Origin of the sequence: Lentzea sp. NEAU-D7 (assembly GCF_026242055.1) — a bacterium.
Lineage (GTDB): Bacteria > Actinomycetota > Actinomycetes > Mycobacteriales > Pseudonocardiaceae > Lentzea.
On the sequence record NZ_JAPJDL010000002.1, the window covers coordinates 60,489 to 80,764 of the forward strand.

A 20,276-nucleotide genomic window follows, 5' to 3' on the forward strand; every position below is an offset into this window, starting at 1 on the left:
GGCGGCGGCGATGCGGCGAGCGGTTCTGCTGGTGGTCCTGTTCCTCTTCACCCTGGTGGTCACACCCGTGCGGGCGGAGTCGTTCGACGGCTCCGAGCTCCGGGTGTCCGGCGGCGTCTTCCGCGACGAGCACGGCCGCGAGGTGGTGTTGCGCGGCTTCAACGTCTCCGGCACGGCGAAACTCGCGGAGCACCGCGGGCTTCCGTTCGCGAACACGGCGGACGCGCGCAGGTCGGCGCTGGCCATGAAGCAGCTGACCGGCGCGAACGCCGTGCGGTTCCTGCTGACCTGGGCGTGGATCGAACCGCAGCGCGGCCAGATCGACCACGCCTACCTCGACGGCGTGACGGCGCAGCTCCGCGCCTTCACCGGTCTCGGCATCCGCGTCTACCTCGACTTCCACCAGGACCTCTACTCGCGCCACCTGTTCAACAAGGACAGCTGGTACACCGGCGACGGCGCACCGGCGTGGGCGGCGAGCGGGTACCCCAAGGAGTCGTGCGGCCTCTGCTTCCACTGGGGCCAGAACATGAAGAACAACAACGCCGTCACCGCGGCCACCTACGACTTCTGGCACAACCGCGACGGTGTGCGGGAGTCGTTCGTCAACGCGGCCGGCGAGGCCCTCAAGCACGTCAAGGGGGCGTTGCCCGCCACCGAGTTCAAGCTCGTCGTCGGCGTCGACCCGTTGAACGAGCCGTACGCCGGCAGGTACGACACGGGCCAGACCTCGCAGACGTGGGAGCGCGACCTCCTGATGCCGTTCTACCACCGGTTCCGCGCGGAGATGGACGAGGCGGGCTGGGCAGCGAAGCCCGCGTTCGTGGAGCCGCTGGTGTTCTGGAACCAGAACGTGGACTTCTTCGCCGAACCCGGCGGCCTCGCTCTCGTGCCGTCGCTGGGCGAGAGGTTCGTGTTCAACGCGCACTTCTACGACGGCAAGGCGCAGTCGGGCGTCCTCATGCCGGGCAAGGCGGCGGACGGCCAGTACACCTGGGCGTTCGGCACGATCCGCGACCGCGCGAGGGCGCTCGGCACCACCGCGATCGTCTCCGAGTTCGGCCACCCCGTCTCGGGCTTCACCTCCGACAAGACGCCGTCCGTGCTCAAGGCGATCTACCAGGGCCTCGACTCGGCGGCGCCGGGCGCGCGCTGGTGGTCGGCGCCGCGCGGCAGCGTGATCTCGGGCAGCCAGTGGCACTGGGACACCAACTACGGCCGCCACCGCGAGCTGATGAACGACAACCCCGGCAAGGTCAAGACCGACGGCGACGCCATGAACGACGAGCACTTCTCGGCGGTCAGGCTCGACGAGACCGGCGCCGCGGTGCTCAACGTCGATCGGGCCGTCGTCGACCGCGTCTACCCGCAGGCCGTCGCGGGCACCACGCTCGCCTTCACCTACGAGGACCGCGCCTACGAGACCTGGCAGCAGATCCCGTTGCCCGCCGTCCGCGCGCTCGTCGGCTCCGCGCCGTTCGCCGTGCTCGTCTGGGACTCGAACGGGGGCTCCGCGCCGACCGAGCTCCACCTGCCCGAGTCGCTGCGCTCGCCGTTGGTGGTCAGCTCGGCCTCCTCGGCGGTCGAGGGCGGGAAGCTCCTGCTGCGCGGCGGCCAGGGAAGGCAGTTCGCGCTGGTCACAGCCCCGTCGCCAGGCAACGTCGCGGCGGCGGAGGCCGAGGTTCGACAGTGGTACGTAAGCTGGTGAAGTGCGAACTAGGCCCACTCTGAGCTGGTCGAACCCGGGCCCCGCGCTGCCGCGCACCACCACCCTCACCGACGTCGTGCCGATCGTCGCGGAGGGCGGGGTGCTGGTGCTCAGCGGCGCGGGCCTCTCCACCGAGTCCGGCATCCCCGACTACCGAGGCGAGGGCGGGTCCCTGCGCAAGCACACCCCGATGACCTACGAGGAGTTCACCACCAGCCAGGCGGGCCGGCAGCGCTACTGGGCGCGCAGCCACGTCGGCTGGCGCACCATCGCCCGCGCGCGGCCGAACGCGGGCCACCACGCCGTCTCCAGGCTCGCGGGCAAGCTCTGCGGCGTCATCACCCAGAACGTCGACGGCCTGCACCAGGCCGCGGGCTCGCAGAACGTCGTGGAACTGCACGGCGGCCTCGACCGCGTGATCTGCCTGGGCTGCGGGCTGCTCTCCCCGCGCATCGACCTCGACCGCCGCCTGCGCGAGGCGAACCCCGACTTCCACGCGACGACCGACGAGATCAACCCGGACGGCGACGTCTTCCTGCCCGAGGAGCAGGTGAAGGACTTCGTCGTCGTCCCGTGCGAGAACTGCGGCGGCGTTTTGAAGCCCGACGTCGTGTTCTTCGGCGAGAACGTGCCGCGTCCCCGCGTCGAACAGTGCTACTCGCTCGTCGACGGTGCACGGTCCCTGCTCGTCCTCGGCTCCTCGCTGACGGTCATGTCCGGGCTGAGGTTCGTGCGGCGGGCCGCCACCGCCGGGATCCCGGTCGTGATCATCAACCGCGGCGAGACGCGGGGTGATCCGCACGCGTCGCTGAGGGTCGACCTGCCGCTCGGGAAATCACTCACGGAGCTGGCTGAAGTCGTTGTAGGGTAAGGGATGCAGACCTTCTCGGTCGACGACGTCACGCCGGTGACCGACGCGCTGCCCACCCGCCCGATCGCCGAGCTGTTCCCGGACGCGCTCGTCGTCGCCGGCGATCGGGCCGTGCTCGAACCGGACGGAGTGCACCCGCTGCTGAGCGCGGTGGCGAAGGCGTTCGCGCAGCACCGGCCGCTCGTCCTCACCCCGGACGCGGTGTGGCTGACGATCGCACGCGGAATCGCGCAGCACGTCAAGCTGCACGCCGAGGAACTGCGGCCGCTGCTGGTCAGCCACGAGGGCAAGAAGCGCCTGACGGTGCTGATCGACGGTCCGATGCCGGTGGACGCCGAATCGTGGGCGCACGTCGTGGAGCTGTTCGGCAAGCAGATCGGCGACACGACGTTCGAGTGCGACTTCAGCACCAGCACGGAGATCGAGCGAATGGCGGGCCGCGTCGCGATGATGGACGCGTACTCGCCGTACTACGCCTACTGGGCGGTGTGCGTCTGCGGAATTCCGTCGGTCACGCTCACCGGTACGGCCGACGACTGGCGCAAGATCCGCGCCCGCGTCGACGACCTGGGCGTGCTCGGTCTCGGCCAGTGGGTGCGGTCGCTCGCACCGATCATGGATGAGTTCGTGCGGGCCGCATCGGGCGACGCGCGCACTGAGTTCTGGAAGCGCATCTACAACCCGGCGGACGCCTACGGCGGCGAGGTGGTCACCGGCTGGATCTCGCGGTTCTACCCGTACCTCGCGCTGCAAGGCACGAACGGTGCGCCGAACCCCATGCTGGGCCTGCGCCTCGGCGAACCGCGCGGCGAACGAGGTCCGGGCATCAGGACGGACACCGTGCCCGCCACCCTGTGCCGCGCGACGGTCAACGTCAGCGACCTCGACACGCATCGCGTCGTGGCGCTCGAAGCGGGACTGATCGGTGTCGTGCAGGATCCGGACGGCGCGCTCCGGCCGGTCGCGGGCTGGGCGCTGGTCGACGCGCCCACGGACATCGAGACGGTGACCGACCGGCTGATCGCGGAACACGAGACGACGCCCCCCATCGAGCACCCCCACGGCCCGTCCGGCGCTGGTGAGGTGATCGCGCTGTACAAGCGCGTCGGGACCGCTTCGCTGTTCGGCGGCACCTGGCGACTCCGCCCGCACGACGCCACGACTTTTCTGGACTGCGGGCCGCACACGATCTACGGCCGGTTCGCGCTCGCGGACGGGAGGTACGTCGGCGAGGTCCAGGTGTGGAGCGACGCCGAACCGCACTGGGCGGTGCTGCGCGACGGCGACGACCCGGCGGAGGTGCCGTTGCTCGGCACCTCGCTCGCTCATCTCCTGGACGCCGCCATGGACGCGGACGGCGACATCGCGCACCTCGAAACCGGGAAGCTCGCCGATCTAGAACTGCTGTGACCGGAACTGGTCCAGCACGCGCCGCTCCCGCTTCGTCGGACGTCCCGCACCCCGGTCGCGCCGCGCGATCGGGGCCTCCACCGGTGGCGGGGGAGTGCGGTCGATGAAGCACGTGGCCGCGTCCGCCGCGCCCACCCGTTTCTGGATCACCCGCACCACCTCGACGATGCGGGTCTTGTCGCCCACACGGGCCCTGACCTGGTCGCCGGGCACCACCGTCGCCGAGGCCTTCGCGGGCTTGTCGTTGATGCGCACGTGGCCGCCCTTGCACGCCTGTGAGGCGTCAGGGCGGGTCTTCGTCAGCCTGACCGCCCACAGCCAGCGGTCGATGCGCGTGGACTCCACCCCGCCATCATGGCACTCTCGGAGATCATGAGGCTCCTGGCGGTCGCACTGACCCTCGCCGCGTCGCTCACCCCCGCCGGACCGCTCGGTGAGCTCACGGGTCTCGCCGTGCAGCGCGTCCAGGTCGCGGACCTGGTGGCGGCGGCCAAGTTCGGGACGGCACAACCGATCGACGACCCCGCGCGGGAACAGCAGGTGCTCGACGGTGTGCGGGCCAGGGCCGTGGAGCTGCGGGTCGACCCCGAGAACGCGGCACGGTTCTTCCGCGCCCAGATCGAAGCGAACAAGCTCGTGCAGCGCGGCCTCCACGCGCGCTGGACCGAGCATCCGGAGGAGGTCCCGCAGCACAGGCCCGGTCTCGCCACCGAGGTGCGGCCGGTCCTCGACCGGCTGACGACCGGCATCCTGGCCGAGCTCAAGGACACCGAGCAGCTCCGCCGCCCGACGCTGAAGTGCGAGATCCACGCCACGGTCGCCGAAAGGTCGGCGGTGGTGCTGCACCGCCTCGACCGGTTGCACGAGAACGCGCTGGCCGAGGCGATGCGCACCGTCTGCGCCTAAGCCTCCACTGTGGACTGAAGGCCGAGCATCCGCGCGAGCCCCGAGAGTTCGAGGATGCGCGTCACCTGCTCGGACGCGGCGGAGAGCTTGAGCCCGCCCGCCGCGGCCGAGGCGCGCGCGTGTCCGCGCACGAGAGCACTGACCCCGCTGGAGTCGCAGAACGTGACGGCCGTCAGGTCCAGCACGACGTAGCGGTGGCCGTTGTCGAGCAGGCGGTCCAGCCGAGCGAGCAGTCGTTCCGAGCCGGAGCCGGCGAGTTCGCCGGAGACCGTGACGAGGGTGGAGGCAGGCGACGACTCCGTCACCGTGACTTCGAGCATTTCGCAGCTGTACCCGGTGGTGCCCACCGGGAAACTGTTTTTGTGCGAGTTCTTCTGACGTCCTTGCCCCTCCACTCCCACCTGATGCCGGCGATGGTGCCGCTCGCGCGGGCGTTCCGGCAGCGGGGCCACGAGGCCGTGATCGCCACCGGGCCCGCGATGGCGCACGTCGAGCACACCGTCGTGATGCGGGACGTCCCGGCGCCGTCCGAGCTCGGGCCGCCGCCACCGTGGGTCCCGGAACGCGACGGCGTGCTGAAGGCGCCGCTCTGGTCCAGCCCGCTCGTAGTCGCGTCCGCCGCCAACGTCCTCGACTTCGCCCGCACCTGGCGTCCCGACGTCGTCGTGCGCGAGACCAGCGAGTACGGCGGCCAGATCGCCGCCGAGGTGCTCGGCATCCCGCACGCCCTGGTCGACATCGCCCCTTTCGCGCCGCTGGAGATCCCGCTGCTCGACGAACTCGTCGACAAGGTCCGCGCCAGGTTCGGGGTCGGCGCGACCGAACCGGCCCTCGTCGCCGGCCTGACCCCGGCGTCGTGGCACCCGGCCCAGCACCACTTCCGCGTCCCGATCGAGCAGGGCGGCGAGGAGGGACCGGAGATCGTCGCTTCCTTCGGCACCAACGCCGGGTGGCTGATGCAGGGCTCCAGGCTGCCGCACGTCGTGGTGGAGGCGCTGGGCGAGGTCGCCGCACCCTCCGTCGTCGCGATCGGCCACGGCGACTGGACCGGCCCGCGCCCGTCGAACGTCCGCCTCGAACCGGAGATCCCGCAACAGCGGCTCCTCGGCACCGCGAAGGTGTTCGTGACGCACGCGGGCTACAGCGGCGTGCGGGAGGCGCTGACCGCCGGTGTGCCGATGGTCGCGCTGCCGTTGTTCGCCGACCAGCCGCGCAACGCCGACCGCGTCCAGGAACTCGGCGCGGGTGTGCGGGTGGACGTGAAAGGACTGACCGCCACCGTTCTGGCCGAACGGATCCAGCACGTGCTGAACGCGAGAAAATATCACGAGGCAGCTGAGAACCTCGCTGCGCAAATGATCGATCTTGAGGATTTCACGACTATTCCTGACCACCTCGTATCCGCTGTGTGACGACATTTTGTGTGTGACCAAAAGCTTCGACGGAAATTTAGTCCGTCTGGAGACTGGCGGTGGGGCAGGTGCTTGTTGGGGAGAACAGGTCGCCTGTATGAGGGGAAAACAGGGGGAAACATGAAGAGGCATGTGCGCGACAGTTTCTTCGTCGTGGGCGAAGGCGTACTGGAATTCGACGGCAGAGGTGAGGCCACCACGCGTCAGCCCTCCACGGCGGAGGAGCTGCGCAGGTTCCGGTTCTCGCGACTGGGACCGAAGGGGCCGCGCACCGACGAGGAGACGCGGGTCGCCCTCGCGACCGCGATCACCGCGGACGTTCCGCAGCCCGACTCGGCGGATCCGGCCGTCCCGGCGGGGTTCACCTACCTCGGCCAGTTCGTCGACCACGACCTGACCATGGACCGGACCGAGTCGCAGCTCGGGCAGGACGTCAACCTCGACGAGCTGACGCAGGGCCGTTCGCCCGCGCTGGACCTCGACTCGGTCTACGGCCGCGGCCCGCGCGACAAGGACGACCAGGCCTTCTACGCCCAGGACGGCGTGAAGCTCAAGGTCGGCACCACGACGCCGGTCCCGTTCCCGGACGAGGGCACCAACGTCCCGTTCGAGGGCTTCGACCTGCCGCGCCGCGGTGGGACGGCCGGCACGGCGGCGGACCGGCGGCTGCCGCTGATCCCGGACGCCCGCAACGACGAGAACCTCGCGGTGGCGCAGACGCACCTCGCGTTCATCCGCTTCCACAACCGGGTTGTCGACGAGCTCGCGCTCACCGGCCTCACGGGGGAGCGGCTGTTCCGCGCCGCCAAGGAACTCGTGGTGCGGCACTACCAGTGGATGCTCAGGACCGACCACCTGCCGCGGATCATCGACCCGGCGATCGTGGACGACGTCTTCACCAACGGCCGCAGGTTCTTCGAGGTGCCCGGCCGCTGCCGCGACCACTCGCCGACCATGCCGATCGAGTTCTCGGTCGCCTCGTACCGCTTCGGGCACAGCCAGATCCGCGGCGCGTACCAGTGGAACCGCGTGTTCAACTCGACCGGGCCCGGTGGCATCGCGACGCTGTTCGCGCTGTTCACCTTCACCGGGGTGAGCGGCAACTTCGATCCCAGCTCGGTCACGCCGGACGATCTCGACGACGTCGACCGGGGCCCGATCTTCACGTTGCCCAGCAACTGGATCGCGGACTTCCGGCGGCTCTACGACTTCACCGAGGCCGAGCGGGACGACCTGGTGCCGCCCGCGGAGTCCGGTGGCGGCAACCTCGCCAAGCGGATCGACACGCTGCTGGTCGACCCGCTGACGCAGCTGCCGGCCGGCACGTTCGGCGGGCGCGGCACGCGGTTCCGCGAGATCGAGCGCAACCTCGCGTTCCGCAACCTCACCAGGGCCTCCATGATGGAGCTGGCCACCGGCCAGCAGATCGCCGAGCTGTTCGGCGTGGAGCCGCTCACCGCCGAGCAGATCCTGGTGGGCAACGGTGGCGCGGTCGTCGAGGGCCTGTCCGAGGAGCAGCGGGCCCAGCTGGTCGCCGCCACCCCGCTGTGGTTCTACGTCCTGCGCGAGGCCGAGGTCGGCAACGGGCTGATGGGCCCCGTCGGCGGCCGGATCACCGCGGAGGTCTTCCACCGCGCGATGGAGGGCAGCCGCATCTCGATCGTGCGCTCGCCGTACTGGCGGCCCACGCTCGGCCCGGACTCCAGCACGTTCCGCATGGTCGACCTGCTGCTGTTCGCCTTCGAGGGCAAGGCCGACCTGCTGAACCCGCTGGGGGACCCCGTCGGATGATCTTCCTCGAGCGTCCTGTCTGACCGGGTGGTGGCGGTCAGACAGGAGAGGGAGATCGATGTCGAGTCCAGAAACCACACGCAACGGAGGCACAGGGGAACGCCTGGCTCGTTTTGCGCGGGAGTCCGGAGTTCCGCTGCTGCGCATCGGCCTGGGGGTCGTGTACCTCTGGTTCGGCGTGCTGAAGCTCTTTCCCGGTGGAAGTCCTGCCCAGGACCTCGTCGAACGCACGGTCTCCGCGCTGACGTTCGGGGTCGTTCACGGGGACGTGGCGAGAATGAGTGCCGCGATCAGCGAGATCGGGATCGCGCTGGTCGTGCTGAGCTTCCGCGCACCGCGGTCGTGCGCCGTTCTGCTGATCGGTCACGTCGTGCTGGTGTCGACACCACTGGTGTTGTTCCCCGGCGAGATGTGGTCCGGTCCTCTGCAGGCGTCTTTCGAAGCCCAGTACATCCTGAAGAACCTGGTGACCGTCGCCGCCGCGGTGGTCATCGCCTCATCGCACCCGAGGGTGCGGTGAACGGGAGCCGCTCGATCCTCGTGGTCGGGCGGCTCCCGCCGTTATAGGTTTCCCTTATGGGGGATTCACTGGCGCCATTGGCGCATCCTGCTTTCCGATGGCTTCTCGCAGGTCGTTTCACGACCATCGCCGGCAACTCGCTGGCGCCGATCGCGCTGGCGTTCGCCGTTCTCGACCTCACCTCGTCGATCACGTCGCTGGGTCTCGTCGTCGCCGCGCGGTCGCTCACGAACGTGGTGTTCCTGCTGTGGGGCGGTGTCGTCGCGGACCGGCTGCCGCGCCAGCTCGTGCTCTCCGGGTCGTGTGCGGTCAGCTTCGCCAGCCAGGCGGTGATCGCGGGTCTCGTGCTGACCGGGACGGCGTCGGTGCCGTGGCTCGTGGTCCTGTCGGCGGTCAACGGGATGTCCAGCGCGTTCTCCCTCCCCGCCTCCGCCGCGCTGGTGCCGCAGACCGTGCCGGTCGAGCAGCGCCTGCAGGCGAACGCGCTGCTGCGCCTGGGGCTGAACTTCGCCCGCATCGGCGGTGCGGCGCTGGGCGGCCTGCTGATCGCGTTCACCGGTCCCGGCTGGGGTCTCGCCGTGGACGCGCTGTCGTTCGCGCTGGCCGGCGTGTTCTTCGCGTTCGTGCGCGTGCCCGCCGCCCACGTCGCGGCCGAGCGGAAGCCGTCGGTGCTGGCCGAGCTGAAGGTCGGCTGGACGGAGTTCGTGGCACGGCAATGGGTCTGGGTCGTGGTCCTGGCCTTCACGTTCCTCAACGCGGCTCTCGCCGGTGGCGTGATGGTGCTCGGGCCGGTGCTGGCGGACACGACGTTCGGGCGCGAGATGTGGGGCCTGATCCTCGCCGCGCAGACCGCGGGCATGGTCGCCGGGGCGCTCGTCGTGATGCGGGTGAAGGTGCGCCGGCAGCTGCTGCTCGGCGTGGCGTGCACGGCGGGCTTCGTGCTGCTGCCGCTGGTGATGGTCCTGCACCCGGCGCCGTGGCTGCTCCTCGTCACCTCGTTCGTGTCCGGGCTCGGCCTGGAGCAGTTCGGGGTGGCGTGGGAGACGGCGCTGCAGCACCACGTGCCGCCCGACCGGCTCGCTCGGGTCTACTCCTACGACATGCTCGGGTCGTTCGTGGCGATCCCGCTGGCCCAGATCGCCGTCGGGCCGGTGTCGCACGCCTTCGGGACCTCGGCGACGCTGCTCGGATGCGCCGCGATCTGCCTGCTCGCGACCGCGGGGATGCTCGCCTCCCGGTCCGTGCGGACGGTCGTGAACGACCCGGTGGCCGAGCCGGTTCGCTGATCGGTGCAACGTGACGGGAATCCGCCGCGTGTACGTGGACGGAGGCGGTGCTGATCTTCAGCCCTTCGGTACCGTCGACCCCGCTAGATCCACTTCAACTGGGGAAGTGAATGAAAACCAAGCGTTTTGCCGTGCTGGGCACGGTTCTCGCGCTGTCCGGCGCGACCCTCGCGCCGTCGGCGTCGGCCGGCGAGCACGACCGCCCGCTGGCCGACCGGCTGCGCGAGGCGATCGTCGCGCAGAACTTCAAGGACGTCATCGACCTGACCCCGCCGGAGCCCGCCGCGCGGTCGGCGGGCAAGCGGGAGAAGTACGACGCCTCGCCCGCGGAGCTGATGACCAAGGCCCAGGCGCGGATGGCGGCGGCAGCGGGCAAGCCGTTGCACCAGACGCCGAACATGGACGCGGCGATCATCGAGCTCGACCGGTCCGGCCGTCCGAAGTCCGTGGCGAACGTGCTGCTCAGCCCGCAGCACCCCAACGGCGTGGTCGTGCCGGTCACGCGTGACGGCCTGTCCACCGACCAGGTGCGCTACCGCTGGTGGGACGACACCGAGTGGGACGTCAACGGCGGCAAGGGCACCGTCGACGTGCTGCCCGGCCGGGAGAACGCGCCGATCGACTTCTCCTCGCCCTACCCGGCGTCGGTGCTGAAGCTGATGGTGGGCTTCGGCGTGCTGCGCCTGGCCGACCAGGGCAGGATCGATCTCGACGCCGACTACGTCTACGCCCCGAACCCGGTGCGCCCGGCGTGCGGCGGGCCGTCGGTGAAGAAGATCCGGCAGCACTTCGACGAGATGATCACGAAGTCGCAGAACGAGTCCACCTGCTCGCTGATCAAGCTGATCCACGACCACAAGGCCTGGGACGAGGTCAACCAGACGTTCGCCGACCTCGGCATGCCGACCCTCATGGTCACCGGCACCCTCCCCGAGAACGGCGGCCGGTGGATCGGCTCCAACATGAGCGGCCTCGACACCGCGAAGCTCCTGCTGCTGATCAACGGCGGCCCGAAGGTGCTGTGGACGACCGACAAGGGCAGGGCCGTCACCCGCGACGAGCTCTCGCCGTCGTCGCGGAAGTTCTTCCAGGAGACCCTGGCGGGCCAGGGTCACAACGAGATGCTGTCCACGCCGAACTGGTGCGGCCGCGACTACCCGGTGCAGGGCATCCCGCAGCTGGTGCCGTCGCGCTGGATCAAGCCGGACGGCACCGTGACCGTCGGCGACGCGGTCTACGACCGCGACGTGCGTCCGTGCAACGACGCCGCCGAGGTGACGTTCGCGCACAAGACGGGCTGGGTCGACACGACCGGTTCCGACGCGGGCATCGTGAAGTCCCTGCGCGGCAAGGACAACCGCAACTACATCGTGGTCGTGTTCTGCAACCTGGGCACCGACTACGTGGACGCCGACCGCCCGGCCGACCCGCCCGGCGTGTACCCCGTGCTGTACACGCAGAAGTACGCGCAGCTCGGCAAGGCGATCGACACCATCATGAAGAACCTGTAGTCCGCGGTGCGGCACCGCCGCCGGTCACACGGCGGCGGTGCCGATCAGCCCGTTGCGCGTCACCAGTGCCGCCAGCTCGGCCTCGGTGAGGTCGCCGGTGCCCTCGGGACGGCGCGGCAGCACCATGTACCGCGACTCGGCGTTCGCGTCCCACACCTCGATCCTGGTGGTCTCGGGCAGCGTCAAGCCGAACTGCTCCAGCACCTCGCGCGGGTGGCTGACCACCTTCGCGCGGTACGCCGGGCTCTTGTACCAGGTGGGGGACGGTCCGAGCAGCGAGAGCGGGTAGCAGCTGCAGAGGGTGCACACGAGGACGTTGTGCACGTCCTCGGTGTTCTCGACCACGTGCAGCCGTTGCACCTGCAGGCCGCCGCCCATCGACAACCCGAGCTCGGGCAGCGCCTCGTTGGCGTTCTCCAGCAGCCGCGTGCGGAAGCCCTCGTCGGTCCAGGCCCGGGCCACTACCCGGAACCCGTTGGCGGGGGAGGCCCTGTGCGTGAACGCCTCCAGGACCTGGTCCAGTTCTCGAGGGTCCAGCAGCCCCTTCTCCTCGAGGACCGCTTCCAGTTCCCGGACCCGCGCGGCGATCGGGGAGTCGTCGTGGTCGTCACTCATCGCTGAGGTAGTCCTCCCAGAGGGACAGCGTCACGCTGTGGTCGCCGTGGCCGAACAGTTCGCGTGCGGAGAACCGCACCAGGTACACCTGTTGTGGCTGCTGGACTCCCCGCGCGCTCAGGTCCGCCAGCGGATGAACGCCGTCGTGACCGACCACCGTGCCGAGCCGGCCGCGCGCGTAGTGCGGCAGCCGGGTGTGGTGGTCGGGGTCCACTGCGGACGTCCGGACGCGGTCGCCGGTCCGGTAGCGCTCAGACAACACCGCGCTCCTCCAGCAGCGCCTGGATCGCGCGGAACCAGTTCTCGTAGTAGGACGACTCGTGCGACATCGTGCGCTCGACGGCGTCCCGGAACTCGTCCAGGTTGTAGACGCCCCGCCTGATCAGCGCGCGGTTCATGGCCATGACGTGGGCTTCCCAGTCGGCGTGGAACGGCGGTTCGTCGAGCTCCTCGACCACGGGCCCGAAACCGTCCACACCGCCGACGTCGTTGATCCTCGGCATCTCACCTCCTGCGCTCAGCCAGATTCTGCGCCGCCTCCCGCCAGTTCGGGAAGTGGAACTCGAACCCGGCCTGCCGCAGCCTGCCCGGCACGACCCGGCGGCTCTTGAGGAGCAGCTCGGTGTCGCTGCGGATCGCGAACGCCCCGATCTCGGCCATCCAGCTCGTCGCGGGCAGACCCACCGGCACGTGCCAGGCTTCACGCAGTTCGCGCATGAACTCCCGCTGCGGCACCGGGTTCGGCGCCGCGAGGTTGACCGCGCCCGCGATCGGTTCCCTGATCAGCAGCGCGATCGCCCGCACGAAGTCGTCGTCGTGGATCCACGAGACGTACTGGCGCCCGCCCGCCACCGGCCCGCCCAGGCCGAGCCGCGCCAGCCACGACAGGTAGTCGAACACGCCGCCCCTGTCCGGGCTCATCACCATCGCGGACCGCAGCGCGACCTTGCGGGTGGCCGGCGTGTCGGCCTCGTCCAGCTCGGCCTCCCAGCGCTTGGCGATCTCGACGCTGTAGGTCCAGTAGCCCGGCACGTCCGGCTCACGCCCGCCGAGGACACCGGTCTCCTCGTCGTTGGCCGCGTCGAACCGGTGCGCGTAGATCGTCGCCGTGCTCATCTGCAGCCACACCGAGGGCGGATCGGCCGCCTTCGCGATGGCCTCGCCGACGACCCGCGCGGAGTCGATCCGCGAGCGCATCATCTGCCGCAGGTTCTCGGCGGTGTAGCGGCAGCTCACGCTCCGCCCGGCCAGGTTGATCACGACGTCGGCGCCGTCGATCTCGTCGGCCCAGCCGCCGAGCGTGTGGCCGTCCCAGCGCACGCCGGCGCTGCGGCCGATGATCACGACCTCGTGGCCCGCCGCCTTGAGGGCGCGGCTCAGCACGCCGCCGACCTGCCCGGTACCGCCTGGAATCACGATCTTCATGTCGTCGCATCCCCCTCGCGGACGACGCTAGCCCCCGGTCGCTGAGAACCGTTTCAGCTATGCTCCCGGAAAACGCTCAAACGAACAGGCGGTCGGTCATGCGTGAGTCCAGCGAGGCGCGGCGGCAGCGGATTCTGGCCGTCACGGCGTCGCGGGGCACGGTCAAGGTGAGCGATCTGGCCGCGGAGCTGGACGTTTCGATCGTCACGATCAGACGTGACGTCGAGGAGCTGGCGCGGCTCGGCAAGCTGCGGCGCGGGCACGGCGTCGCGCGTTCGCTCACTCCGATCGAGCAGCCGGAGCCCAGGCAGGCCACGAACGGGGCGATCGCGCTGGTCGTGCCGGAGCGGCACACGTACCTCTACGAGACGATGAACGGCGCCCGCCAGGCTCTCGAAGAGGCCGGCATGAGGGTCGTCCTGCACATCGCGCCGCAGGTCAGGGGCGCGGAACGGCCGATCGTCGAGAAGGCGCTGACCGAGCCGGTGCAGGGGCTGCTGATGGCGCCGCGGTGGCGCACGTCCGAGGAGGAGGCCGAGGACGACTGGCTCGCGGACACGGGCGTGCCGACCGTCCTCATGGAACGCCGCCCGAGCGGGGGCCTGCGGGCGATGAACTCCGTGTGCTCGGACCACTGGTACGGCATGCATCTGGCCGTGAAGCACCTGACCGACCTAGGACATCGCCGGATCGTGCTCGCCGCACGCGACGACAGTCCGACGGCGCGGGTGCTGCGCAGGGCGTTCCGCGAGATCTCGGCGGACCTGGAGGACGCGGTCACGGTGCGGAGCTCGCCGGACACCGGGCTCGTGGACGTGCTGCGCGCACACCGTGCCACGGCGGCGGTGCTGCACGGCGACGAGGACGCGTTGATGCTGGTCCAGCAGATGATGCACGCGGGGATGGACGTGCCGGGGATGTGCTCGGTCGTGTCGTACGACGACGTGGTCGCGTCGCTCGGCAGCATCCCGCTCACGGCCGTGGCGCCGCCGAAGACCGAGGTCGGCAGGGTCGCCGCCGAACTGCTGCTCCGCAAGCTGAAAGGCGAGGTCGCGGCCACCGAACGCATCGAGCTGCTGCCGACGTTGAAGATCCGCTCATCGACTGAGCGTTTGAACGTTTATTGACGCCAAACCGATCAGGCGATCAGGATGCGATCCATGCGCCTGAGTCGTCGCACACTTCTCGCGGCGGGTCTCACGGCACCGTTGGCGGCCTGCTCCACTCCGCAACGCCGCGGTGCCGGAGGTCCGGTGGAGATCACGTTCTGGTCGGCCCTGCGCGGTAGTCAGCAGGTCGTCGACGCGTTCAACTCCTCGCAGAACCGCATCAGGGTGGTCTTCCAGCAGATCCCCTCCGGTGGGCAGGGCGGCTACGCCAAGCTCAGCAACGCGGCTCGCGCGGGCAACGCACCGGACGTCGCCACGATCGAGTACCCGCAGGTCCCGGGGTTCGCGATCGACGGCGTGGCCAGGGACATCACCGACCTCGTGACCGACCGCGTGAAGCAGAAGCTCCTGCCCCAGGCGCTGAAGCTCACGACGTTCGACAACCGCGTGTTCAGCGTCCCGCTCGACGTCGAGCCGATGGTGCTGCACTACCGCGCGGACCTGTTCCAGGCGAACGGCTTCGAGGTCCCGACGACCTGGGACGAGTTCGCCGGCCTCGCGCGGACGGTGAGGTCCAGGTTCCCCGACAAGAGGCTCACGCTGTTCCCCACGGACGGCGGCACGCAGTTCGCCTGCCACGCCTGGCAGGCCGGCGCGCGGTGGTTCGACACCAGCGGCGGCAAGTGGCGCGTGTCCCTCGCCGACGAGCCGACCCGCAAGGTCGCCGCCTACTGGCAGGGGCTGATCGACGAGGACCTGGTCTTCCGCAACGCCGGTGACAGCAAGCAGCACGACGCGCAGATCGGCCAGGACCGGGTGATCACCAGGCTGAGCGGCGCGTGGGACGCGGGTGCGCAGATGCGGGCGAGGCCCGCGCAGAAGGGCAAGTGGCGCATCGCCCCCGTGCCGGTCTGGGACGAGCAGGTCGTCGGCACGCACGGCGGTTCGACGTTCGCCGTCACGAAGGACTGCCGCGAGCCCGAGGCCGCGATGGAGTTCATCGAGTGGCAGTGCACCCATCCGGACGCCCTGACGGCCCGGTTGAAGAGCGGCACCAGCAGTCAGTACCCGGTCGCGCCCGGCCTGGTCGAGGCGGGCGCCAAGGCGTTCCCCGGCGAGTACTACGGCGGCCAGGACGTCTACCGGCTCTTCCAGCAGGAGGCGGACAAGATCCGCGACGGCTGGGTGTGGGGCCCGCGGATGACCGCGACCCTGAAGGTCATGCAGGACGGCTTCGCGAAGGCCGGTGCCGGGGCCGGCACCCTGATCGACGCGGTGCGGGAGGCCCAGAGCGGCACGATGCCCGATCTGAAGGCACTCGGACTGTCCACTGAGGAGGGTGCGAGGTGAAGGGCAGGCTCGCCTGCGCCGTCCTGATGGCGCCGTTCTTCCTCCTGCTGGTCACGGTGTTCCTGGTCCCGACCGGCACGGCGATCTGGCTCAGCTTCTTCGCCGCCGACCAGCCGGGTCTGGGCTTCGGCCCGGAGAACACGGTGTTCGTCGGCCTGCGCAGCTACGGCGCGGTGCTCAGCGACCCGACGTTCCTGGGCAGCCTCCTCACCGTCGTGCTGTACTGCCTGCTCTACATCCCGCTGATGGTCGCCGGAGCGCTCACCCTTGCGCTGCTGCTCGACTCCGGCGTGGCGAAGCTGCGCGGCTGGATGCAGATGGGTCTCTACCTGCCGCACGCCGTGCCGGGCGTCATCGCCGCGCTGATCTGGCTCTACCTCTACACGCCCGGCCTGAGCCCGATCATCGACCTGTTCGCCGAGGCCGACGTCCAGATCAGCTTCCTCGGCATCAACACCGTCCTGCCGTCGATCGTGAACATCGCCCTGTGGAGCAACCTCGGCTACAACATGGTGATCTTCTACGCCGCGTTGCAGGCCGTACCGCGCGAGGTCCTGGAAGCGTCCGTCGTGGACGGTGCGGGCCCGGTCAAGCAGGCTCTGCGGATCAAGGCCCCGCTGGTGCGCGGTGCGATCGTCACGGTCGGCATCTTCACCCTGATCTGGGCGCTGCAGCTGTTCACCGAACCCGTGCTGCTCAGCCAGTCCACCCCGATGATCAGCGCCCGGTTCTCACCGAGCATGTACATCTTCGACGCCGCCTTCACCCGCAACAACTACGGCCTCGCCGCGGCCGCGTCCGTGATCCTGCTGGCCTTCACGGTCGCGCTGTCCTACGGCGTCACCCGCTGGACGAACAGGAAGGCCGCCTGATGACCCTCCTCGGCCGTACCACGGTGAACGTGGTCGTCGGCATCTCGGTGCTCTACACGCTGCTGCCGGTGATGTGGCTGGTGCTCGCCGCCACGAAGAACGTCGACGCCCTGTTCAACAGCGACCTCTTCGGCGGTTTCTCTCTGGTGGAGAACGTCAGGGACCTGTTCGCGATGGACAAGGGCCTGTACCCGCGCTGGTACCTCAACAGCCTCGTGTACGCCGTGGTCGGCGCGGCGGTCAGCGCGTTCATCTCGATCGCCGCGGGCTACGCGTTCGACAAGTACGCCTTCCGCCACAAGGAGAAGCTCTTCGGGCTCGTGCTCGCGGCGGTCATGGTGCCGCAGACCGTGCTCGCGCTGCCGCTCTACCTGATGGCGTCCGAGGCGGGCCTGGTCAACACGTTCTGGGCGGTGTTCATCCCGGCGCTGTTCAACCCGTTCGGCGTCTACCTCGGCCGGATCTTCGCGCAGGGCTACGTGCCGGACGAGGTGCTGGAGGCCGCCCGCATCGACGGCGCGGGCGACCTCGCGACCTACTTCAAGGTCGCCTTCAGGATGCTGGGACCGGGCGTGGTGACGCTGTTCCTCTTCCAGCTCACCACGATCTGGAACAACTTCTTCCTGCCCATGGTCATGCTGTCCGACCAGTTGCTCTACCCCGTCAGCCTCGGCCTCTACCAGTGGAACAGCTCGGCCACTGTCTCTCCCGAATACTACCCGGTGGTGATCATGGGATCTCTCCTCGCGGTGCTGCCGCTGATCCTCGCTTTCATGTTGCTGCAACGGTTCTGGAAGGCCGGCCTGACCGCGGGAGCCGTCAAGTGAGGGCCGCGGGCGTGATGTCGGCGGAGGCCGCCGACGCCGTTCTCACGCCCGTGCTCCACGATCTGCGGGCGGTCTGCGACTTCGCGGGCGTCCGGACCGACTTCGCCGAGGTCCCCGACGTCGACCTGCTCGTCACGGGCTGGGGCTGCCCGCCGATCACCGCCGAGGTGCTCGCACGGCTGCCCCGCCTGAAGGCGATCGTGCACACCGCGGGCTCGGTCAGAGGCTTCGTCACCGACGCCTGCTGGGAACGCGGCATCGCGGTGTCGTCGGCCGCGCAGGCCAACGCGCTGCCGGTCGCCGAGTACACCGTCGCGATGATCCTGCTCAGCGGCAAGCGGGTGCTCGAACGCGCCCGCGACTACCGCGAGACCAGGCGGATGTCGGTGTACGGGGTGCCCGCCTCGGTGGGCAACTTCGGTGCCACGGTCGGCATCCTGTCCGCGTCGATGGTCGGCCGCCGGGTGATCGAGCTGCTGGCGCCCTACGACTTCCACGTGCTGGTGCACGACCCGTTCGCGACCGAAGTGGACGGTGCCGCGTCCGTGGGCCTCACGGAGTTGTTCGGCCGCAGCGACGTCGTCAGCGTGCACACGCCGTTGCTGCCGGAGACCACGGGCCTGGTGAGCCGCGAGCTGCTGGCCCTGCTGCGCGACGACGCCGTGCTGATCAACACCGCCCGCGGCGCCGTCGTCGACCAGGACGCCCTCGCGGACGAGGCCGGCCGGATCCGGGCGGTACTCGACGTGACCGATCCCGAGGTGCTGCCCGCGGACCACCCGTTGTGGCACAAGGACAACGTGCTCATCACACCCCACCTGGCCGGGTCGCAGGGCAACGAGTGGGGCCGGCTCGGCCGCCACGCCGTGGACGAGGTCCGCAGGTGGATCGCGGGGGAGGCGTTCGCGACCCCGGTGCCCGCTGATCGAAGGGAACGCATCGCGTGAAGCTGCCCGGCCCCGACCACGTCCTCAGCCCCCGCACCGGTCTCACCCGCGAGCACTGGGTGGCCACCGCCGACGACCTGCTCGCCGCGGCCTGGCGTTACGCATCCCCCGACCAGGCCTTCCTCGACCTGCCCGGCAGGCCGTCCCGCAGCGGTGTCCGGTCGGACGGCCTGGAGGGGTACGCCCGCACGTTCCTCGCCGCCGCGTTCCGCACCGCGCACGGCGAGGACCCGCACCACTGGCTGGAGCGCTACGCCGCGGGGCTCGCGGCCGGCACGGCGGGGGAGTGGCCCGCGATCTTCGACGTCGGCCAGCCCATGGTCGAGTCGGCCTCCGTGGCGCTGGGGCTGCGCCTCACCAAGCCGTGGCTCTGGGACGTGCTTCCCGAGGCGGTGCAGGACCGCGCCGAGGCCTGGCTGCGGGAGGCGCTGCGGCGTGTTCCCGCAGCCAACAACTGGTACTTCTTCCCGTACACGGTGGCGTCGTTCCTGGAGTCGGCCGGACGCGGTGACGACGAGACCCGCCGGGCGAAGGCCCGCGCGATGGAACTGCTCCAGGGCTGGTACGTCGGCGACGGCTGGTACTCCGACGGCGACGGCCGCGCGTTCGACCACTACAACGGCTGGGCGCTGCACCTCTACCCGGCGCTGGACGCTCACCTCGACGGCCGCCCCGTCACCACGCACCTGCGCGAGCACCTGGAGAACTTCCCCCTGCTGTTCGGCGCGGACGGCGCCCCGGTCTACTTCGGACGGTCGCTCACCTACCGCTTCGCCGCCGCGGCGGCCGTGGCGCTGGGCGCGGTCACCGGCGAGACGCCGTTGAGTCCCGGCCACTCCCGGCAGCTCATCAGCCGGACCCTCCGGTACTTCCTCGACCGGGGATCGCTGTCCGGCGGTCTGCTCAGCCTCGGCTGGCACGGCCCGCACGAGGCGAGTCTGCAGGTCTACTCCGGACCGGCCTCGCCGTACTGGGCGTCCAAGGCGTTCGTCTGCCTGCTCGCCGGACCGGACCATCCACTGTGGACGGAACGGGAGGAGGACGCGGACGAGGACCGGACGCTCGCGCTGCCGGGCCCTGGCTTCCTGATCCAGCGGCACAACGGTGTGACTCGGCTGCACAACCACGGCAGCGACCACGTCCGGCCGTTCGAGGGCGAGTACGCGACCGAGGACGACCCCCTCTACAGCCGCTTCGCCTACTCCACCGCCAGCGGCCCGACCGCGCGGCACAACGTCTCCGACAACCACATCAGCCTGGTCGTCAGGGGCGACCACAGCGTGCGCAGGCGGATCCACCCGCTGGGCGCGCGGGACAACTGGGCCGCGTCCTGGCACCGGCCCGTGTTCGACGCGCACCAGCCCACCGTGCCCGGCCTGCGGATCGAGAGCGTCACGGCGGTCTGGGACGACCAGGAGCTGCGCATCCACCGCGTGATCGGCGCACCGCCCGGCACGAGGGCCGAGCTCACCGGCTGGGCCACGGACCCGCGGTCGCCGTTGGCCGGTGTGCGGGGCTGGACCGGCTCGGAGTTGAGGACCGCGCCGCAGGGCACGGCGTTCGTCGCCACCGCGAAGGTCCCCGTGCTGACCGCGGAGGTCGAGGGCACCGTGACTCTCGCGGCCGTGGCGGTTCTCCACGGCTCCGTCGCGGAAGCGGACTGGGACGCCCGCGTCGACGAGATCCTCCGGCTGACCCTGGACGCCTGACCGGGTA

21 protein-coding genes are annotated in these 20,276 nt (G+C 70.1%); 15 read left to right on the forward strand and 6 right to left on the reverse strand.

Going from position 1 to position 20,276, the window contains the following annotated elements; all coding sequences use genetic code 11:
- Window positions 1-10: 10 nt before the first annotated feature.
- From ORI60_RS03620 to ORI60_RS03630, 3 genes are read left to right on the forward strand one after another with little or no spacing between them, the layout of a single operon-like run.
- The gene (locus ORI60_RS03620; protein ID WP_266034130.1) at window positions 11-1,708 is read left to right on the forward strand and encodes a cellulase family glycosylhydrolase; all 1,698 of its coding nucleotides are present in this window, start codon (window positions 11-13) and stop codon (window positions 1,706-1,708) included.
- 1 nt (window position 1,709) lies between these two features.
- On the forward strand, window positions 1,710-2,579 hold the full coding sequence (locus ORI60_RS03625; protein ID WP_266034132.1) for an NAD-dependent protein deacetylase: 870 nt from the start codon (window positions 1,710-1,712) through the stop codon (window positions 2,577-2,579).
- Between the two features lie 3 nt (window positions 2,580-2,582).
- On the forward strand, window positions 2,583-3,989 hold the full coding sequence (locus tag ORI60_RS03630; RefSeq protein WP_266034134.1) for a DUF4419 domain-containing protein: 1,407 nt from the start codon (window positions 2,583-2,585) through the stop codon (window positions 3,987-3,989).
- Here the strand turns inward: ORI60_RS03630 and ORI60_RS03635 are convergent.
- Window positions 3,975-4,334, reverse strand: a complete 360-nt coding sequence (locus ORI60_RS03635; RefSeq protein WP_266034136.1) for an RNA-binding S4 domain-containing protein — start codon at window positions 4,332-4,334, stop codon at window positions 3,975-3,977. The two genes, ORI60_RS03630 and ORI60_RS03635, sit on opposite strands and share 15 nt — an antisense overlap.
- Before the next feature lie 9 nt (window positions 4,335-4,343).
- Here ORI60_RS03635 and ORI60_RS03640 point away from each other — a divergent pair, with 9 nt between their 5' ends.
- The gene (locus ORI60_RS03640; protein ID WP_266034139.1) at window positions 4,344-4,895 is read left to right on the forward strand and encodes a chorismate mutase; all 552 of its coding nucleotides are present in this window, start codon (window positions 4,344-4,346) and stop codon (window positions 4,893-4,895) included.
- Here ORI60_RS03640 and ORI60_RS03645 read toward each other — a convergent pair.
- The gene (locus ORI60_RS03645; RefSeq protein ID WP_266034142.1) at window positions 4,892-5,215 is read right to left on the reverse strand and encodes an STAS domain-containing protein; all 324 of its coding nucleotides are present in this window, start codon (window positions 5,213-5,215) and stop codon (window positions 4,892-4,894) included. The genes ORI60_RS03640 and ORI60_RS03645 overlap by 4 nt on opposite strands.
- 63 nt (window positions 5,216-5,278) lie before the next feature.
- Between ORI60_RS03645 and ORI60_RS03650 the strand changes: the two genes are divergently transcribed.
- The 5 genes from ORI60_RS03650 (at window position 5,279) to ORI60_RS03670 (ending at window position 11,415) form a co-directional block, all read left to right on the forward strand.
- On the forward strand, window positions 5,279-6,307 hold the full coding sequence (locus ORI60_RS03650) for a glycosyltransferase (RefSeq protein WP_266034143.1): 1,029 nt from the start codon (window positions 5,279-5,281) through the stop codon (window positions 6,305-6,307).
- Window positions 6,308-6,427: 120 nt separating this feature from the next.
- Entirely contained in the window at window positions 6,428-8,098 is a 1,671-nt protein-coding gene (locus ORI60_RS03655; RefSeq protein WP_266034147.1) for a peroxidase family protein, read from the forward strand.
- 58 nt (window positions 8,099-8,156) lie between these two features.
- Entirely contained in the window at window positions 8,157-8,618 is a 462-nt protein-coding gene (locus tag ORI60_RS03660; RefSeq protein ID WP_266034149.1) for a DoxX family protein, read from the forward strand.
- A 77-nt stretch (window positions 8,619-8,695) separates the two neighbouring features.
- The gene (locus tag ORI60_RS03665; protein WP_266034152.1) at window positions 8,696-9,904 is read left to right on the forward strand and encodes an MFS transporter; all 1,209 of its coding nucleotides are present in this window, start codon (window positions 8,696-8,698) and stop codon (window positions 9,902-9,904) included.
- Window positions 9,905-10,035: 131 nt separating this feature from the next.
- The gene (locus ORI60_RS03670) at window positions 10,036-11,415 is read left to right on the forward strand and encodes a serine hydrolase (RefSeq protein ID WP_266034155.1); all 1,380 of its coding nucleotides are present in this window, start codon (window positions 10,036-10,038) and stop codon (window positions 11,413-11,415) included.
- Between the two features lie 24 nt (window positions 11,416-11,439).
- Here the strand turns inward: ORI60_RS03670 and ORI60_RS03675 are convergent, their stop codons facing one another.
- The 4 genes from ORI60_RS03675 to ORI60_RS03685 are packed head-to-tail and all read right to left on the reverse strand — an operon-like array spanning window position 11,440 to window position 13,455.
- Entirely contained in the window at window positions 11,440-12,030 is a 591-nt protein-coding gene (locus ORI60_RS03675) for a nitrile hydratase subunit alpha (protein WP_266034157.1), read from the reverse strand.
- Window positions 12,023-12,289, reverse strand: a complete 267-nt coding sequence (locus ORI60_RS44570) for an SH3-like domain-containing protein (protein WP_323055871.1) — start codon at window positions 12,287-12,289, stop codon at window positions 12,023-12,025. Before ORI60_RS44570 ends, ORI60_RS03675 begins: the two co-directional genes overlap by 8 nt.
- The gene (locus ORI60_RS44575; protein WP_323055872.1) at window positions 12,282-12,533 is read right to left on the reverse strand and encodes a hypothetical protein; all 252 of its coding nucleotides are present in this window, start codon (window positions 12,531-12,533) and stop codon (window positions 12,282-12,284) included. The genes ORI60_RS44570 and ORI60_RS44575 overlap by 8 nt, the downstream gene beginning before the upstream one ends.
- A gap of 1 nt (window position 12,534) precedes the next feature.
- Complete coding sequence (locus ORI60_RS03685; protein WP_266034159.1) at window positions 12,535-13,455, reverse strand: TIGR01777 family oxidoreductase; 921 nt, start codon at window positions 13,453-13,455, stop codon at window positions 12,535-12,537.
- 98 nt (window positions 13,456-13,553) lie between these two features.
- On the opposite strand from ORI60_RS03685, the gene ORI60_RS03690 reads away from it, so the two are divergent.
- Genes ORI60_RS03690 through ORI60_RS03715 form a run of 6 tightly spaced genes read left to right on the forward strand, consistent with a single transcriptional unit; the run spans window position 13,554 to window position 20,269 of the window.
- Window positions 13,554-14,582, forward strand: coding sequence for a substrate-binding domain-containing protein (locus ORI60_RS03690; protein WP_266034162.1), 1,029 nt, complete (start codon window positions 13,554-13,556; stop codon window positions 14,580-14,582).
- Between the two features lie 33 nt (window positions 14,583-14,615).
- Entirely contained in the window at window positions 14,616-15,914 is a 1,299-nt protein-coding gene (locus tag ORI60_RS03695) for an ABC transporter substrate-binding protein (RefSeq protein ID WP_266034165.1), read from the forward strand.
- Window positions 15,911-16,786, forward strand: a complete 876-nt coding sequence (locus ORI60_RS03700; protein ID WP_266034167.1) for a carbohydrate ABC transporter permease — start codon at window positions 15,911-15,913, stop codon at window positions 16,784-16,786. The genes ORI60_RS03695 and ORI60_RS03700 overlap by 4 nt, the downstream gene beginning before the upstream one ends.
- Complete coding sequence (locus ORI60_RS03705; protein WP_266034170.1) at window positions 16,786-17,613, forward strand: carbohydrate ABC transporter permease; 828 nt, start codon at window positions 16,786-16,788, stop codon at window positions 17,611-17,613. Before ORI60_RS03700 ends, ORI60_RS03705 begins: the two co-directional genes overlap by 1 nt.
- Window positions 17,610-18,560, forward strand: coding sequence for a hydroxyacid dehydrogenase (locus ORI60_RS03710; protein ID WP_266034172.1), 951 nt, complete (start codon window positions 17,610-17,612; stop codon window positions 18,558-18,560). Before ORI60_RS03705 ends, ORI60_RS03710 begins: the two co-directional genes overlap by 4 nt.
- Window positions 18,557-20,269, forward strand: coding sequence for a DUF2264 domain-containing protein (locus ORI60_RS03715; RefSeq protein ID WP_266034174.1), 1,713 nt, complete (start codon window positions 18,557-18,559; stop codon window positions 20,267-20,269). The genes ORI60_RS03710 and ORI60_RS03715 overlap by 4 nt, the downstream gene beginning before the upstream one ends.
- The last annotated feature ends 7 nt before the right edge of the window (window positions 20,270-20,276 follow it).